At 65.5% G+C, this 15,912-nt stretch carries 18 protein-coding genes; 6 read left to right on the top strand and 12 right to left on the bottom strand.

What is annotated here, in order from left to right:
- Window positions 1–9: 9 nt before the first annotated feature.
- From AAFG50_RS38570 to AAFG50_RS38595, 6 genes are all read right to left on the bottom strand, one after another.
- Window positions 10–978 carry a dipeptide ABC transporter ATP-binding protein gene (locus tag AAFG50_RS38570; RefSeq protein ID WP_011084175.1) on the bottom strand — a complete coding sequence of 323 codons (969 nt, stop codon included), beginning with the start codon at window positions 976–978 and terminating at the stop codon, window positions 10–12.
- Window positions 975–1,970, bottom strand: coding sequence for an ABC transporter ATP-binding protein (locus AAFG50_RS38575; protein ID WP_028173561.1), 996 nt, complete (start codon window positions 1,968–1,970; stop codon window positions 975–977). The genes AAFG50_RS38570 and AAFG50_RS38575 overlap by 4 nt, the downstream gene beginning before the upstream one ends.
- Window positions 1,970–2,887 carry an ABC transporter permease gene (locus AAFG50_RS38580; RefSeq protein WP_028173562.1) on the bottom strand — a complete coding sequence of 306 codons (918 nt, stop codon included), beginning with the start codon at window positions 2,885–2,887 and terminating at the stop codon, window positions 1,970–1,972. The genes AAFG50_RS38575 and AAFG50_RS38580 overlap by 1 nt, the downstream gene beginning before the upstream one ends.
- The gene (locus tag AAFG50_RS38585) at window positions 2,853–3,812 is read right to left on the bottom strand and encodes an ABC transporter permease (RefSeq protein WP_011084172.1); all 960 of its coding nucleotides are present in this window, start codon (window positions 3,810–3,812) and stop codon (window positions 2,853–2,855) included. The genes AAFG50_RS38580 and AAFG50_RS38585 overlap by 35 nt, the downstream gene beginning before the upstream one ends.
- Before the next feature lie 29 nt (window positions 3,813–3,841).
- On the bottom strand, window positions 3,842–5,632 hold the full coding sequence (locus AAFG50_RS38590) for a peptide ABC transporter substrate-binding protein (RefSeq protein ID WP_028173563.1): 1,791 nt from the start codon (window positions 5,630–5,632) through the stop codon (window positions 3,842–3,844).
- 262 nt (window positions 5,633–5,894) lie between these two features.
- Window positions 5,895–7,313, bottom strand: a complete 1,419-nt coding sequence (locus AAFG50_RS38595; protein WP_028173564.1) for a M20 family metallopeptidase — start codon at window positions 7,311–7,313, stop codon at window positions 5,895–5,897.
- A 293-nt stretch (window positions 7,314–7,606) separates the two neighbouring features.
- Here AAFG50_RS38595 and AAFG50_RS38600 point away from each other — a divergent pair, with 293 nt between their 5' ends.
- The 3 genes from AAFG50_RS38600 (at window position 7,607) to AAFG50_RS38610 (ending at window position 9,966) form a co-directional block, all read left to right on the top strand.
- Entirely contained in the window at window positions 7,607–8,578 is a 972-nt protein-coding gene (locus AAFG50_RS38600) for a S1C family serine protease (protein WP_028173565.1), read from the top strand.
- 28 nt (window positions 8,579–8,606) lie between these two features.
- On the top strand, window positions 8,607–9,674 hold the full coding sequence (locus AAFG50_RS38605) for a phospholipase (protein ID WP_028173566.1): 1,068 nt from the start codon (window positions 8,607–8,609) through the stop codon (window positions 9,672–9,674).
- 85 nt (window positions 9,675–9,759) lie between these two features.
- Complete coding sequence (locus AAFG50_RS38610) at window positions 9,760–9,966, top strand: hypothetical protein (protein WP_027544339.1); 207 nt, start codon at window positions 9,760–9,762, stop codon at window positions 9,964–9,966.
- A gap of 81 nt (window positions 9,967–10,047) precedes the next feature.
- Here AAFG50_RS38610 and AAFG50_RS38615 read toward each other — a convergent pair whose 3' ends face one another.
- From AAFG50_RS38615 to AAFG50_RS38635, 5 genes are all read right to left on the bottom strand, one after another.
- Window positions 10,048–10,707 carry a DsbA family protein gene (locus tag AAFG50_RS38615; RefSeq protein WP_028173567.1) on the bottom strand — a complete coding sequence of 220 codons (660 nt, stop codon included), beginning with the start codon at window positions 10,705–10,707 and terminating at the stop codon, window positions 10,048–10,050.
- A gap of 87 nt (window positions 10,708–10,794) precedes the next feature.
- The gene (locus AAFG50_RS38620) at window positions 10,795–11,517 is read right to left on the bottom strand and encodes an LrgB family protein (protein ID WP_011084166.1); all 723 of its coding nucleotides are present in this window, start codon (window positions 11,515–11,517) and stop codon (window positions 10,795–10,797) included.
- Complete coding sequence (locus tag AAFG50_RS38625) at window positions 11,514–11,897, bottom strand: CidA/LrgA family protein (RefSeq protein WP_028173568.1); 384 nt, start codon at window positions 11,895–11,897, stop codon at window positions 11,514–11,516. The genes AAFG50_RS38620 and AAFG50_RS38625 overlap by 4 nt, the downstream gene beginning before the upstream one ends.
- Before the next feature lie 44 nt (window positions 11,898–11,941).
- Window positions 11,942–12,418, bottom strand: coding sequence for a PaaI family thioesterase (locus tag AAFG50_RS38630; protein WP_028173569.1), 477 nt, complete (start codon window positions 12,416–12,418; stop codon window positions 11,942–11,944).
- Between the two features lie 3 nt (window positions 12,419–12,421).
- Window positions 12,422–12,850 carry an acyl-CoA thioesterase gene (locus AAFG50_RS38635; RefSeq protein ID WP_028173570.1) on the bottom strand — a complete coding sequence of 143 codons (429 nt, stop codon included), beginning with the start codon at window positions 12,848–12,850 and terminating at the stop codon, window positions 12,422–12,424.
- Between the two features lie 111 nt (window positions 12,851–12,961).
- Here AAFG50_RS38635 and AAFG50_RS38640 point away from each other — a divergent pair, with 111 nt between their 5' ends.
- A complete protein-coding gene (locus tag AAFG50_RS38640; RefSeq protein WP_028173571.1) occupies window positions 12,962–13,510 on the top strand; it encodes a TetR/AcrR family transcriptional regulator in 549 nt (182 codons plus the stop codon).
- Window positions 13,511–13,657: 147 nt separating this feature from the next.
- Here AAFG50_RS38640 and AAFG50_RS38645 read toward each other — a convergent pair whose 3' ends face one another.
- On the bottom strand, window positions 13,658–14,155 hold the full coding sequence (locus tag AAFG50_RS38645; protein ID WP_028173572.1) for a hypothetical protein: 498 nt from the start codon (window positions 14,153–14,155) through the stop codon (window positions 13,658–13,660).
- A gap of 201 nt (window positions 14,156–14,356) precedes the next feature.
- Between AAFG50_RS38645 and AAFG50_RS38650 the strand changes: the two genes are divergently transcribed.
- Entirely contained in the window at window positions 14,357–14,644 is a 288-nt protein-coding gene (locus tag AAFG50_RS38650) for a PsiF family protein (protein WP_028173573.1), read from the top strand.
- Between the two features lie 93 nt (window positions 14,645–14,737).
- Window positions 14,738–15,823, top strand: coding sequence for an AbrB family transcriptional regulator (locus AAFG50_RS38655; RefSeq protein WP_028173574.1), 1,086 nt, complete (start codon window positions 14,738–14,740; stop codon window positions 15,821–15,823).
- The last annotated feature ends 89 nt before the right edge of the window (window positions 15,824–15,912 follow it).

Genomic DNA, 15,912 nt, shown 5'->3' on the forward strand with positions numbered 1-15,912 from the left:
TGCCCGGCCTCAGGCGAGATGGCACGCCACGAAGTGACCGCCAGCGCCCTCCTTCAGCTCGGGCGCGCTCTCCGCGCAGCGCGGCTGGGCGATCGGACAGCGGGTGTGGAAGTGGCAGCCTGACGGCGGCTTCATCGGGCTCGGCACGTCGCCCTTGAGGCGGATGCGCTCACGCTTGAGCTTGGGATCGGGCACCGGCACCGCTGACAACAGCGCCCTGGTGTAGGGGTGCTGCGGGTTGCGGTAGAGGTCGCTGGCTTTCGCCAGCTCGACGATGCGGCCGAGATACATCACCGCGACGCGGTCGGAGATGTGCTCGACCACCGAGAGGTCGTGCGCGACGAAGAGATAGGTGAGGTTCAGCTCGGCCTGGAGATCCTCCAGCAGATTGATGACCTGCGCCTGGATCGACACGTCGAGCGCGGAGACCGGCTCGTCGCAGACGATCAGCTTCGGCTCGACCGCGAGCGCCCGCGCGATCACGATGCGCTGGCGCTGGCCGCCGGAGAATTCGTGCGGGTAGCGGCGCATGTGCTCGGCCTTGAGGCCGACCTTGACCAGCAGGCTCGCGACGCGCTCCTCCCGCTCCTTGGCCGATGAGCCGAGCTTGTGGATGACGAGCGCCTCGCCGAGAATCGTACCCACCGTCATGCGCGGATTGAGCGAGGCAAACGGATCCTGGAACACGAGCTGCATGTTCCGCCGCATCGCGCGCAGATCGTTGCCGCCGAGCTGGCGCACGTCCTGGCCGTCGAAGGTGACCTCGCCGTCGGTCGGCTCGATCAGGCGCAGCACGCAGCGCCCCGTCGTCGACTTGCCGCAGCCGGATTCACCGACGAGACCGAGCGTCTCGCCGCGATTGACCGAGAACGACACGCCGTCGACCGCATAGACGCTGCCGACCTGGCGCGACAGCAAGCCGCCGAGAACGGGGAAATGCTTCTTCAGACCGCTGACGCGGAGCAAGGGTTCGCTCATGACGCGGCTCCCAACTGCGTATCCCCCAGGTGACAGGCCATGCGGTGGCCGGGCGAGACCTCGCGGAGCAGCGGCTCCTTCTCGGTGCAGACGTTCATCGCGAACTTGCAGCGCGGCGCGAAGCGGCAGCCGACCGGCGGATTGATCAGGATCGGCACCGAGCCGCCGATCGCCTCCAGCCGCGTCTTGTGCTCGCTGTCGAGGTCGATGCGCGGGATCGAGCGGATCAGGCCTTGCGTATAGGGATGGCGGGGATCGGCGAAGAGATCGTCGACGCTCGCCTCCTCCACCACCTTGCCGGCATACATCACGACGACGCGCTGCGCGGTCTCGGCGACGACGCCCATGGCATGGGTGATCAGCATCACCGCCATGCCGAAGCGCTCCTTCATGTCCTGCAAGAGGTCGAGGATCTGGGCCTGGATGGTGACGTCGAGCGCGGTGGTGGGCTCGTCGGCGATGATCAGCTTCGGCTTGCAGGCGAGCGCCATCGCGATCATCACGCGCTGGCGCATGCCGCCGGAGAACTGGTGCGGGTAGTTGTGCACGCGGCCTTCGGCGTTGGGGATCTGCACCAGCTTGAGCATCTCGATGGTGCGTTCGAGCGCCTGCTTCTTCGTCACCGCTTCATGCCGGCGCAGGCTCTCGGCGATCTGCTCGCCGACGGTGAGCACCGGGTTGAGCGAGGTCATCGGCTCCTGAAAGATGAAGCCGATCTCCTTGGCGCGGATCTCGTCGAGCTGATTGCTCGTCAGCGGCACGAGATCGCGGCCTTCGAAGATGATCTGGCCGGCGGCGATGCGGCCGGGCGGCATCGCGATCAGTTTCAGGATCGACATCGCCGTCACGGTCTTGCCGCAGCCGGACTCGCCGACGACACAGAGCGTCTCGCCGCGGTTGATGGAGATGTCGACGCCGTCGACGGCCTGCAGGATGCCGTCGTCAGTGGAGAAATGGGTTTTCAGGCCCTTGATCTCGAGCAGCGGCGCCATCAGATCACCCGTCGCGCATCGAGCGCGTCACGCAGGCCGTCGCCGATGAAGTTGATGGCGACCACCGCGATGAAGATCGCGCCGCCCGGAAACAGCGCCCAGTGCGGACCGATATCGAGGAAGTCCTTGGCGTCGTACAGCAGCCGCCCCCAGGTCGGGGTGTCCGGCGGAAAGCCGAGGCCGAGGAAGGACAATGTCGATTCCGCGATGATGGCGGCGGCGACGTCGATGGTGCCGGCGATGATCACCGGACCGAGCGCGTTGGGCAGGATGTGGCGCACCACCTGCCGCACCGGGCTGGCGCCGAGCGCGCGCGCGGCCTCGACGAACTCCTTCTCGCGGATCGACAGGAACTGCGCGCGCACGAGGCGGGCGACCGGCATCCAGCGCAGGCCCCCGATCACGAGCACGATCAGGATGAAGATGCCGCCTTCGGGGCCGAACGCGGCCTTGAGCCCGTCGCGGAACAGATAGATCAGCAGCAGCAGCAGCGGCAGCTGCGGCAGCGACAAGAAGAGATCGGTGAGCCACATCAGCCCGTGACCGACCGCACCGCGCGACATGCCGGCAAGCGCACCGATCAGCGTGCCCACGAACACCGAGACCAGCATCGCGGCAAGGCCGACCGCGAGCGAGATGCGCCCGCCATAGATCATGCGGGCGAGGATGTCCTGCCCGAGATCGTCGGTGCCGAAGGGATGGGCGAGCGAGGGCCCCTGCATGCCCGCCACGATGTCGATGTCGTCGATCTTGACCCGCCAGACGAAGGGGCCGGCGACCACCGCCAGCACCAGAATGAGGAGCAGGAACGCACTGACCACGGCAAGCTTGTGGCGGCTATAGCGCCGCCACGTCTCGCGCCAGGGCGAGTAGACGCGCCGCTCAGCGGAGGGAGATGCGAGGGTCAAGCCAGCCATACAGGACGTCCGCGATGAGATTGAACAGGACCACAAGGCACGCGAAGACGAAGGTGACGGCCATCACCACCGGCGTGTCGTTGGAAAGGATGGAGGAGATCAGCAGCGAGCCGATGCCGGGGATGCGGAAGATCTGCTCGGTGACGATGGCGCCGCCGAACACCGCCGGCATCTGGAGCGCGATCAGCGTGACGACCGGGATCATCGCATTGCGCATCACATGCTTGACGATGACCTTGGCCTGCCCGAGTCCCTTGGCGCGCGCCGTGGTGACGTAGTCGAGCCGGATCACGTCCAGCATCGCCGAGCGCACGAAGCGCGTCATCGACGCCGCCTGGAACAGGCCGAGCACCGCCACCGGCATGATCGCCTGCCGGATCATCTCGAGCACCCAGCGGATGCCGGTGGCCTTGATGTCGCTGGAATAGACGAAGGGCAGCCAGTCCAGCGTGACCGAGAAGATCAGGATGAAGAGGATGCCGGTGAAGAAGGTGGGCAGCGAGAAACCGACGAAGGCCAGCACGTTGGCGATCTGGTCAAACAGTGAATACGGCTTGGTCGCCGCGTAGACGCCGACCGGAATCGCGATCAGGAGCGCCAGGATCTGCGCCGAGCCGATCACATAGAGCGTCGCCGGCAGGCGCTGGAGGATGAGCGCATCGACGTTCATCCGGCTGACGAAGGAAAACCCCCAATCGCCATGCGCCATGGCGGAGAGCCAGTGCAGGTAGCGCAGATAGATCGGATCGTCGAGGCCGAACTTCGCCCGAAGCGCGGCAGCGACTTCGGGCGGTACGTTCGGATTGGTCGCCAGTTCCGAAAACGGATCGCCGGGGGCGAGCGCCAGCACGACGAACAGCACGAGCGAAATGCCGAGCAGGCTCGGAATGGCGATCAGCAGGCGACGCAGGACATATTGACTCATAGGGAAAGACCCCGCCTAGGCCTGCGCGATCATACCTCCCGGTACCAGTCGAACAGGTTGTCGGTCTCGTTCGCCCAACCGCTGACCACGCAAACCAGGTTGTTAGCAGCGGCCTCCACCTTCAGGCGATGCTGCACCGGGATGAACACGGTGTCCCCGATCAGGATATCGTTAGCCTTGATGTAGAGCGCCGCGCGCTTGACCGGGTCCATCTCGCCTTCCGCGGCCAGGATCGTGTCGTCATACTCCTTGTTGACGTAGCGCGGGAAATTCTGTCCCTGCCACTTGTTCTCCTTGGTCGCCACATTCGCCGACATATAGCGCCGCATGTGCTGGGACGGATCCGGCTGGCTCATCGGGATCTGGAACATCTCCATGTCGGCATAGAACTTCGGGTAGATGTCGGGATTGCCGGCGTCGGAGGAGAAGAACACCGAGGCGACGACCGACTTCAGCTCGACGTCGATGCCAGCCTTCTGGCAGGCCTGCTTGACGATGGCCTGGGTCTTCTGGCGCGGGCCGTTGATCGAAGTCTGGTACAGAAGCTTCAGCTTCTTGCCGTCCTTCTCGCGGATGCCGTCCGCACCCGGTTTCCAGCCGGCGTCATCCAGCATCTTCGACGCCTTCTCGATGCTGAATTCCCAGCTCGTGTTCTTGGAGACGAACTTTTCGGGGCCGTTGAGGAAGTTCGCCGTGGTGCGGCCTGCGCGGCCGTAGATCACCTTCTTCACCGCTTCACGATCGACCAGCATCGCCAGCGCCTTGCGTACGGCGGGATCGGAGAACAGCGGGTGCTTCGTCTTCATCGAAGAGCGCTCGCCATCGACCTCGGTGTTCGGGTCGGTGAAATTCAGCGCGATGAACTCGGTGTCTCCGCCCACGGCGTAGATGGCCTTGCCCTTGCCGCCCTTCTCCAGGCGCAACAGCACGTCGTCTTCGACCTGGATGTTATAGCCGAAATCGTATTCGCCGGTCTGGATCACCGCGCGCGCCGCCGAGACGGCATCGCCGCCGCCCTTCATTTCGAGCGTGTCGAAATACGGACGGTTCGGCATGTGATAGTCGGGATTGAGCTCACCGCGGACGAGATCGCCCGGCTTGAACTCGAGGAATTTGTACGGGCCGGTGCCGACCGGCGAGAGGTTGTTCGGCGCCTCGCGGGACTTCGCGCCTTTGTAATCCGCGAACAGATGCTTGGGGATGATGGTGTTCGGAGCCCCGACGAAAGCATCGGCCCAGAACGGCGTCGGCTTGTTGAAAAGGATGCGGACGGTGAGGTCATCCACCTTCTCGACGACGATGTCGCGATAGGTCGCAATGGTGACCGCGGAGGTCGCGGGATCCTTGGCGTATTCCCAGTTGAACACGACGTCGTCGGCGGTGAACGGCTTGCCGTCGTGCCATTTGACGCCGGGCTTGAGCTTCCAGGTCACCGACTTGCCGTCGGCGGCGAGGCCGCCGTTCTGGATCGACGGGATTTCGGCGGCCAGAACCAGCTTCATGTTGCCGTCCGGATCCCAACAGGCAAGCGGCTCGTAGAACAGGCGCGAACCGTCCTGGTCCTTGGTGCCGGTGGCGAAATGCGGATTGAGCAGGGTCGGCCCCTGCCACCACAGCAGCTTCAGTGCGCCGCCGCCGCCGCGCTTGGTCGGCTTGTAGGTCGAAACGCCTTCCGCCATGGCGACGCCGCCCAGCGCGAGGATCTGGTTGGCCAGCGGTGCGGTCAGACCGACAGCGGCAAGACGCTGGATGAAGGCACGGCGATCCATCCGTCCGTCCTTCACTTGGCCGATCATCGAACGCAGTTCTTTATCCAGCATGGTTTGTCCCCCGTCTGGTTCCCGAATGGATGCAGGCGGCCGCGATGCGACCGCCGGGTTTTGTCTGGCCGTAGATGGCACACCGAATAGGCCGCCCGTCAACTGCGACTGTGTGTATGCAAACGGTGTTCTGGCTGTCCGTTGGGCAAAACTGCGTTCCGCAGCCCAAGCGTTCGGCAATCCGGCGTCAAAACAAGCCGGAATTCACGTTGCACTGCGGAAAATTTGTTCGCCGGATCAGACGAAGTATCGAGACGAAATTCTACACCACGGACATATCCAGTGGCGGCGCGACGTGGTCCGGCAGCGGACAGACGTAAGGTGTCTTGGCTGTTCGCCTCGCAAGGTCGGCTTTCGCGGCCTTGATCAGCTCCGGTTCCGTGAGCGCCTTGATGCCGATACCCGCCATCGCCTTGGCCGCCTGCACCATAGCCTTGTGGGCATGCGGGCTCTTGCCCTGCGCCACCACCTGCCAGGTGTGGAACGGCGTGCCGATTGCAACCGTCGGTGCGTGAACCTGCACGGTCGGCACCACCCAGCTCACGTCGCCAACGTCGGTCGAGCCGACCAGCGGGTTGCGCTTGGCATCGAGCGGCACCAGGAAGTCGGCCAGCGGCCGATCGGTCGGCTCCATCCCGATCGCGTAGTAAACCGAGGCAATGTCCTTGTCGGTCAGCGTCGATCGGATCTGGGTGGCAAACCCCTTGTCCGCGTCGTCGAAATGCGGCGGTCCGAGCTCTTCCATGACCCGATGCAGCGCCTGCTCCAGCGGCGTATTCGGCAGAATGTTGGAGACCGCGGAGATGATCTTCATCTCGACCTTGGTCTCGGTCATCAGCGCCGCGCCGTCCGCGATCTTGCTCACGCGGCCGACCAGCTCGTTCATGCCGGGCAGATCGCGGGCGCGGATCGAGTAGCGCACGCGCGCATGCGCCTGCACCACGTTGGGTGCAATGCCGCCGGTGTCGAGCAGCGCGTAATGCACCCGCGCGTCGCTCGGCATGTGCTCGCGCATGTAGTTCACGCCGACATTCATCAGCTCCACCGCATCGAGCGCGGAACGGCCGAGATGCGGCGAGGCGGCCGCATGCGAGGTGCGGCCTGTGAAAATGAAGTCGGCGCGCGTGTTCGCGAGCGACGGCGTCACCGCCACTTCCCAAAAGCTGTGCGGATGCCAGGTGATGGCGACGTCGGCATCCTCGAACGCGCCGGAGCGCACCATGAACGCCTTTGCCGCGCCGCCTTCTTCAGCCGGGCAGCCGTAGTAGCGCACGCGGCCCGGCACCTTGTTCTCGTCGAGCCAGTCCTTCACCGCGGTCGCGGCGAGCAGCGCCGCAGAACCGAGCAGATTATGACCGCAGCCATGGCCATGGCCGCCGGTCTCGACCGGACGATGTTCCGCCACGCCCGCCTCCTGGCTGAGGCCCGGCAGCGCGTCATATTCCCCCATGAAGGCGATGACCGGTCCGCCCTCGCCCCACTCGCCCATCAGCGCGGTCGGGATGCCCGCGACGTTCTCGGTGATACGGAAGCCCTGATGGCGCAGTTCGGCGAGATGCTCGGCGGCGGACCGCGCCTCGGTGTAACAAACCTCCGGCATGCCCCAGACCTTGTCGCTGAGGTCGATGAAACGCGCCTTGATCGTGTCGACGCCACGCCAGATGTCGCTGCGGTTGTCCATGTTTCGGTCCGTGATCTCTTGGTCAAACGAAGCGGCAATGGTTAGCAGCTTCATTACACGGCGCCTAGCACCTCGCCGGACAGCAGCCATGCGGCGGATGCCGGATCGAAGGACCGCCGGGCCGCCGACCGCGCGCGAAACGGTCCCGCGCCTTTCGAAGATTTCACACGGCGTTCTGCGGAATAGTTGGGAAACGAGGCTTTCAAGACGGCCTTCTCCGGCCTAAATTATCCATGCTTCGCGCGTCGTTCCGCTAGCCACGGCGGAGCGATGCACTCAGCCAGGAGAACTCCATGCCCGCCCTGACCGAATGGAGAGTGCCGCCGGCCAATCAGCCGCGTGCGAGCGATTACGGTTTCGATCTCGACCGCGCGCTCGCGTCCGTCGTCGGCCTGCACGCCATCATCCCGCCGGACGCGTTCAGCGCCGAGACGCTGGGCACCGAGCGCGCCGGCAACGGCGTCGTCATCGACGACGGGCTGGTGCTGACCATCGGCTATCTCATCACCGAGGCGGAATCGGTGTGGCTGCACCTCGCCGACGGGCGCGTCGTCGAGGGACATGCCCTCGGTTTCGATTCGGTCACCGGCTTCGGCCTCGTGCAGGCGCTGGGTGAGCTCGACGTCGAACCCTTGCCGCTCGGCAGCTCGGCGGAGACCCGGGTCGGCGACCGCGTCGTGGTCGGCGGCGCCGGCGGCCGCACGCGATCGGTTGCGAGCCAGATCGTGGCCAAGCAGGAATTCGCCGGTTACTGGGAATATCTGCTGGACGAGGCCGTCTTCACACATCCCGCGCACCCGAACTGGGGCGGCACCGGCTTGCTCAACGAGCGCGGCGAGTTGATCGGCATCGGCTCGCTCCAGCTCGAGCGCGAACGCGACGGCAAGGCCGAGCACGTCAACATGATCGTGCCGATCGACCTGTTGAAGCCGATCCTGGAGGATCTGCGCAAGTTCGGCCGCGTCAACAAGCCGTCGCGGCCCTGGCTCGGGCTCTATTCAACCGAGATCGACAACCGCGTGGTGGTGATCGGGATCTCCGCTAACGGGCCGGCCGCCCGCGCCGAGCTCAAGACCGGCGACGTCATCCTCGCCGTCGACGGCGAGAAGATCATCAGCCAGACCGCCTTCTACAAGAAGATGTGGGCGCTCGGCGCCGCCGGTGTCGACGTGCCGCTCACCGTGCATCATGAAGGCGTCACCTTCGACGTCACGGTGACCTCGACCGACCGCTTCAAGCTGTTGAAGGCGCCGAAGCTGCACTGACCGGCCGAACTGAATCAAGGAAGCGGCGATGACCGAGGCCGTCGTTGACGACATCGTGGCCGTGCTGCCGCCGCTGCTGAACGCGCTGGAGGCGCTCGGCTCCTTCACCCGTCACCTGCATCCGCCAGCCTTCGCGTCCGTGATGAACGCGATCGGCGCGCCGGACGACGCGCTGCAAGCCGCACATGCGGCGATCGGCACCTGGCCTGAACAATTCGCCGGCTTGCGCGACCGGCTCGATGGTGCCTGCAACGAGACGCTCGCCGCCTTTGCCGGCATTCGCGAGGTCGAGCGCGGCAACGGCGATCTCGTCGCCGTCTTCCGCGCACTGCGCCACGTGCCGCGCGCGCTGGAGGCGCTTTATCCGCTTGCCCTGCAGTTTCCGCCGGTCAGCAGCTTCTTCCTCAACGCCGCGAGGCGCGAGGACGAAATTCTGCTGGCACGGCTCGAGGCTGGCGCGGGCGAGCACAGTGGCATCTTCCACGATCACAACGAGCCCGGCAGCCGCGGCGGCTTCTCGGTCTATGTCCCCGAATATTATTCGCCGGAGCGCGCGATGCCGCTGGTGATGGCGCTGCATGGCGGCAGCGGCAATGGCCGTGGATTCCTGTGGAGCTGGCTCCGCGATGCCCGCAGCTTCGGTGCGATCCTGGTGGCGCCGACTGCGACCGGTCAAACCTGGGCGCTGACGGGCGACGACACTGATACGCCCAACCTCATGCGCATCCTCGAGACTGTGCGCAGCCGCTGGTCCATCGACGGCTCGCGCATGCTGCTGACCGGCATGAGCGACGGAGGCACCTTCTGCTACGTCAGCGGGCTCGATGGCGCATCGCCCTTTACGCATCTCGCGCCGGTGTCGGCGACCTTCCACCCGCTGATGGCGGAGATGGCGGATGCTGCGCGCCTGCAGCGCCTGCCGATCTTCATCACCCACGGCAAGCTCGACTGGATGTTTCCTGTGCAGACCGCGCGACAGACGCAAGCGGCGCTCTCCGCCGCCGGCGCCGACGTCGTTTATCGCGAGATCGACGATCTCAGCCACACCTATCCGCGCGAGATCAATGCGGAGCTGCTGGCGTGGCTGAACGGATAATGAACAACCTCTCCTTAGATGCGCCGCATGGCCGCGGAACCATCGCGCCGTGCCGACGTTATCGGCGCGACACCGGAGGTTCGCTATGAAGACTTTTTTCGGAATGATTTTGGGCGCGCTGCTTCTCGCGGGCGGCGTCTATGTCTATGACTCCATGCAGACCTCATCCGTCGCCAATGGCGAGGTCGCGACCACCAATCGCACCATCGTGAACTGGGATGTCGCAAAGGCCGACTGGGATGCTCTGCGCGATCGCGCGCACAAGGACTGGGTCCGCATCTCGTCGAAGTAACCTCGCTGACATCATGAACAAGGCGCCGTCGCGGTCCGCGGCGGCGCCTTCGTATTGGGCGTGTCAGTTGCGGCGAGCGCCTTAGTTCATCTTGGCCTTGCGCGCGTCGGCGATGACCTGCTCGAATTCGGTCATGCTGAGCACGCCGGGCACGCGGTACTTGCCGACAATGAAGGCCGGGGTGCCGCGGAAGCCGAAGGCTTCGGCCTGCTCGTTGTTGCGCTTGAGGATGGCGTCGATGTCCTTGGCGTGGTCGGTGAGATCGCGCTTCAGCCGGTCCATGTCGACGCCGCCAGCCGCCAGAAGCTCATTGATGCGCGGCTCGGTCAGGCGCGAGCTGACGCCCATCATGGCGTCATGGGCCTGATGGTACTTGTCTTGGAATTTCGCCGCGAGCGCGATCCGCGCCGCCGTGACCGACACCGGCCCGAGGATCGGCCAGTCCTTCATCACCAGCCTCACCTTGCCGTCGTCCTGGACGACCTGGCGCAGTTCGGGCTCGAGCTTGCGGCAATAGGGGCAATTGTAGTCGGACCATTCGACGATGGTGATATTGCCCTCGGGATTGCCGGCGACGGGCGTGTCCGGATCGCGCAGCACCTTGGTTTCGGTCAGCACCTCGTCATCGGCGGCGGCTGCCAGCGCCGAGGTGATGCCGCCCGCCGCGAGGGCGCCCGCCCCGATCAGCGTCAGCGCGGCGCGCCGCGTCGGCACAAGGCCCTTATTCCTGAATCCAGCCATATCTCGTCCCATTTCGGTCCCATCCCCCCAAATACGGTTGGGGACCGGGAAGTGTTACGCCTCATATAGAGTGTCGCAGCGGCGATGTCATCGCACCAGCAGCGTGACCGCCAGCGGGACCAGGAACGAGGTCACCAAAGCGTTCAGGCTCATGGCGATGCCGGAAAAGACGCCGGCGATCTCGTCCACCTGGAACGCGCGCGCGGTGCCGATGCCGTGCGCGGCAAGGCCGGCGGCAAATCCGCGCGCCCTGAAATCGGTGACGCCGGTGCGGTTCATCAGCGGCGTCACGATGATCGCGCCCATGATGCCGGTGAGGATGACCGCAACCGCCGCCAGCGAGGGATCGGCGTGCAGGGATTCGGCGATGCCCATGGCAACGCCGGCCGTGACCGATTTCGGCGCCAGCGACAGCACGACGTCGCGCGGCAGCCCGGCGAGCTCGGCCAGCAGCACCACCGACACCACCGCCGTGACCGAGCCGGCAACGAGCGCTACCAGCATCGGCACGATGGATGAGACCACGCGCTTGCGGTTCTCGTAGAGCGGCACGGCGAGCGCGACGGTGGCGGGCCCCAGCAGGAAATGCACAAACTGCGCACCGGCGAAATAGGTAGTGTAGGAGGTGCCCGTTACGAGCAGGAACACACCGATGATCCACATCGCGTGCAGCACGGGATTGGCGAGCGGATGGCGCCGGCTCGCCAGCGACACCGCATCCGTGCTCGCATAGACCAGCAGGGTCACGGTCAGCCACAGCAGCGGGGACTGCGAGAGATAGACCCATAGCGAGAACGGGTTGTCCTTCATCGGGCGTCCTGTTGCCTCAGGAGGCGGCTGACGAGGCGGAAGGTGAGCACCGTCGCAAGCAGCGTGACAACCACAGAGAGCGCGAGCACGAGGATGATGGCGACGCCGTGCGATGCGAGCAGATCGAGCTCCTGGACGACGCCGACGCCGGCCGGCACGAACAGCAGCGACAGATGAGCCAGCAATCCCTTGCCAGCAGTCTCCACGCCGCCGTTGCGCAACGGCCCGCGCGCCAACAGCGCAAGGCGGTCGCGCGCGAGCAGCAGGATCAGCAGCAGCAGCAGGCCGAGCACGGGTCCCGGCAGCGGCAGGCCGAGGCCGCGCACGACGGCTTCGCCGATCAACTGGCAGAGCAGGATGAGGCCGAGGCTTGCGAGCATGACGAACGCATCAAGGGATGCGCCGGCAGGCTTGTCAATCGCCGCTATGCGCGGGACGCACGCACCTCGGGCGAAGCCGCAACGCGGGGCAGCATCGCCATCAGGGTGCCGGTCATGGTGGCGATCAGCGTGGTCTTGCCCTCGTGCTCGGCAAAGGCCCTGGCCTCGCAGAAGGTCAGCGTGCGGCCGGGCTTGACCACCTCGGCCTTGAAGACGAAGCGCGTGCCGCGGGCAGGTGCGAGCAGCGTAGTCTTGAACTCGACGGTGAGGATATCGGCCTTGTGCGGCATCAGGGTGAAGGCGGCAACGCCGCAGGCATTGTCGAGCCCGGCCGTGATGATGCCGGCATGGATAAATCCGTTCTGCTGCGTGAATTCAGGCGAATGCAGCATCGCCAGCTCGACCTCGCCCGGCCCAAGGCGGACGATCGTGATGCCGAGCGTGCGCATCGCCGGCTGGCCGTCGAACATGGCGATGGCCGCGGCGCGATAGCCCGGGTTTTTCGGCTCGAACGCGGTCATGGCTCAAGCCTCGGCCGGTTCGGCAAGATGCCTCAAAGCGGCGTCGCGGATGGCATCGGTGAACGGCGCGGACCTTCGCAGCTCACGGTCCATATGCACGCCCGTGATCTCGCAGAACGCAGCGATCTCGCCGGTCTCGGCGTTCGTCATGTCGTGCCGGAAGCGGATCGACTTGTCGCGAACCTCGAGCAGGTGGCTGCGGATCTCGACGATGTCGCCGGCCAGCAGCTCACGCTTGTAGGTGATGTTCTGCTGCACGGCGGCCATGCCGCGACCGGAGCTGCGCAAGTAGCTCGGCGTCAGCCCAAGGCGGGCGAACAGATTCCAGTTGGCCTCGTCGAATTTGCCGACATACCACATGATGTTCATGTGGCCGACATGATCGCATTGCCACGGATAGACCGTGCCGCGATAGGTTGCCTCCTGCTCCATCGCAATTTCTCCCTGCGCTTTTCTGCCCCTTGATTGTTGATACGGTAGCGTATCAGGGCCTCGCCGCGTTAGCAATACGGTACCGTATCAAGAACCGGATGGGCTTTCTTCATGAGCGACGGCAAGGGCGATGTCTGGGTCGAGGCGGGATTTACCGAGCTCGCCCGCTCGGGGGTCGAGGGGGTGCGGGTCGAGGTGCTCGCCAAGAACCTCGGCGTCACCAAGGGCGGCTTCTACCGCCGCTTCGCCGACCGCGCCGCGTTGCTCGCGGCCATGCTGGAGCGCTGGCGCGAGGGGCGCACGGCGGCGATCGCGCAGCAGACGAGCCTCGACGGGCAGGCGCCCCGCGAACGGCTGAAGGCGGTGATCCAGCTCTACTCCGAGCGGCTCAACCCGGAAGGCATGGCGATCGAGCTGGCGATCCGGCAATGGGCCCGTTCGGACGAGAACGCCGCGGCGGCGGTGGCGAGCGTGGATGCGGCGCGGCTCAAGCACGTCGCCGAGCTCTATCGCGCGACCGGCCTCGAGGCCGAGGATGCCGAGGCGCAGGCCTTCCTGTTCTACTGCTTCATCTTCGGCCAGAGCCTGCTGTTCGTCGAGCGCGGTCCGCGCAAGCGATCACAGCTCGTGGCGAAATCGGCCGAGAAGCTGCTGATCTAAAGCGCGATGCGATCAGGACGAATCGCCATCGCGCTTTAGACCATTGTTTGAGCATGATCTTTCCGGAAAACCGCTGTGCAGTTTTCCGGATCATGCCTCAGACGCGATGGCCGGAGCCTTGCTCCGGCCATCGCGTCAAGTCGAAGCTCAGGCGGCGCCCTTCAGCTTCTTGTTGCATTCGCTATAATAGCCGCCGCCCTTCTCGATCCACTTCATGCCGCCATTGCCGTTGGTGGTCTTGTTGGCGTTGTACTGGTCGACGCAGGTGTGCAGGCGGGCCTTGCCGGCAGTTTCCTTGGCGTATTTCGGATCGATCGCGTTCGGATAGATCGCGGGACCGGCAGGCAGGCTCGGCGCCGGCGCGGCGGCGGGGGCTGCCTCCTTCTTTGCCTGCTTCGGCTCTGCAGGAGCGGCGGGCGCAGCCGGAGCAGCCGCGGTCGGCGCAGCGGCAGGCGTCGCGTCCGCGCCGCACTGGGCCTTGCGGAAGTCATTCCACTTCATGGTGCCGAGCGAGCCGTCCTTCTTGGCCGCCTGATATTTCGCGCTGCACTCCTGCGAGGTCAGCGCCTGTGCCGGCGCGGCGGCCACCAATGCCGCGACACCCGACGCCACGATCGCACACAACAATTTTGTCTGAATGGTCATCCCTAGGTCTCCTCCTTGGTCTTCCCCGACGGAAGTTAAACGAGGATTGCTATCCTAGCGTGCCGGTCGCTTGCGACAAGGATGCGATGGCTTTCGCCGCCAAAATATAGTGATCCCGTCACTCGGCTCATTCATGTCGCGTTCAGCAACGCGAGCCGACGTTCCAGCCCTTCGCCATTTTCCCAAGAAGAGTGCAACACCATGACCCTCGCCTCTCGCCTCGCCGCCGTCGCCCTCGCCTCCCTGCTCGCCACCGGCACCGCCTTTGCGCAGACCGCCGCGCCGGCCGCCAAGACCGACACCAAGACCACAACCGCCGCGCCCACGGACAAGAAGGCACCAAAGGAGCACTCGGCCGAGTCGCTCGAATGCTCCAAGCAGGCGGATGCCAAGGGGCTGCATGGCAAGGAGCGCAAGAAATTCCGCTCCGAATGCATCAAGACCGCCAAGGCCGGCTCGGCCGCGCCGGCTGCCGCGGACAAAAAGTAAATCAGTCACCCCCCGGCTTCGGCGAGACGCGTGCGCATTGCGGCATGACCTAGCCGCAATTGTGCGCTTCTCGCCGATTTGCGATAAGGTGGCGTGAAGCAAATCACCGCCTCCCTGCCGTTCGAATGGCCGAGCCGTGCCAAGATATTGAGCACGGTGGAGACACTCGTCATCGGCACTGCCGGCGGCCTCGTGTTTCTCGTCGCCAATCTCCCCGGTGGGCTGATCTCGGGCTCGATGATCGCGGTTGGTATCGCCGCGATCGCCGGCCGCCAGCTGACGCTGCCGCCGATCCTGACCCAGACCGTGCTGGTGCTGCTCGGCATCTCGCTGGGCTCGGTCGTCTCGCGCCACCTGATCCAGCAAGTCAGCGCCTATCCCCTCACCATCGGCCTGCTCGCACTTGCGACCTTCTGCTCCACCTTCGGCTCGAGCTATTACCTCCAGCGCGTCCATGGCTGGGATCGCACCTCGGCCTTCCTCGCCGGCAGCCCCGGCGCGCTGTCGCAGATCACGATTTTGGCGGTCGAGCGCGGCGCCGACCTGCCGGGCATCGCGGTGGTGCAGACCATGCGCGTCATCATCCTCACCGCCGCGCTGCCGATGGTGCTGGCGCTCGCGGGCGTGGCGCCTTCCGCTGCGCCGTCCCTGACGACGGCCATTGCCTCGCCGCTCGATCTCGTGGAGCTGGTCGCGGCCTCGCTGGCCGCGGCGCTCGTCCTGCGGCTGATCAGGTTTCCGGCGAGCTGGATGTTCGGCGCGATGATCGCCTCCAGCGTGCTGCATGGCGCCGGCTGGGTCGAGGGCGGCCTGCCGAACTGGGTGCGCGGCGTGGCGCTGATCGGCATCGGCGCCCTGATCGGCAGCCGTTTCGCGCGGATGCGAATCAAGACCCTCGCCGGCCACATCAACGCGGCGCTGGGATCATTTGCCGTGGCAATCGCCGTCTCGGCGATCTTCGTCGGCATCGTCGCCCTCACCACGCAGGTGAAGTTCTCGGACGTCGTCGTCGCCTTCGCGCCGGGCGCGATGGACGCCATGCTGGCCCTGGCCCTGACGCTGCACATCGACCCGATCTTCGTCGGCGCCCATCACCTGTCGCGCTTCGTGTTCGTGACGATCGCGACGCCCGGCATCGTGCACCTGTTCGGGCGCACGCAGGACGACGTGGACGATTGAGCGGACGCAGCTCGCGTAGGGTGGGCAAAGCGCAGCGTGCCCACCAACAACTGGCGTGAATGTTGATGAATGGTGGGCACGGCGCGTAA

Origin of the sequence: Bradyrhizobium sp. B039, from assembly GCF_038965675.1 — a bacterium.
In the GTDB taxonomy this organism is placed as follows: Bacteria; Pseudomonadota; Alphaproteobacteria; order Rhizobiales; family Xanthobacteraceae; genus Bradyrhizobium; species Bradyrhizobium diazoefficiens.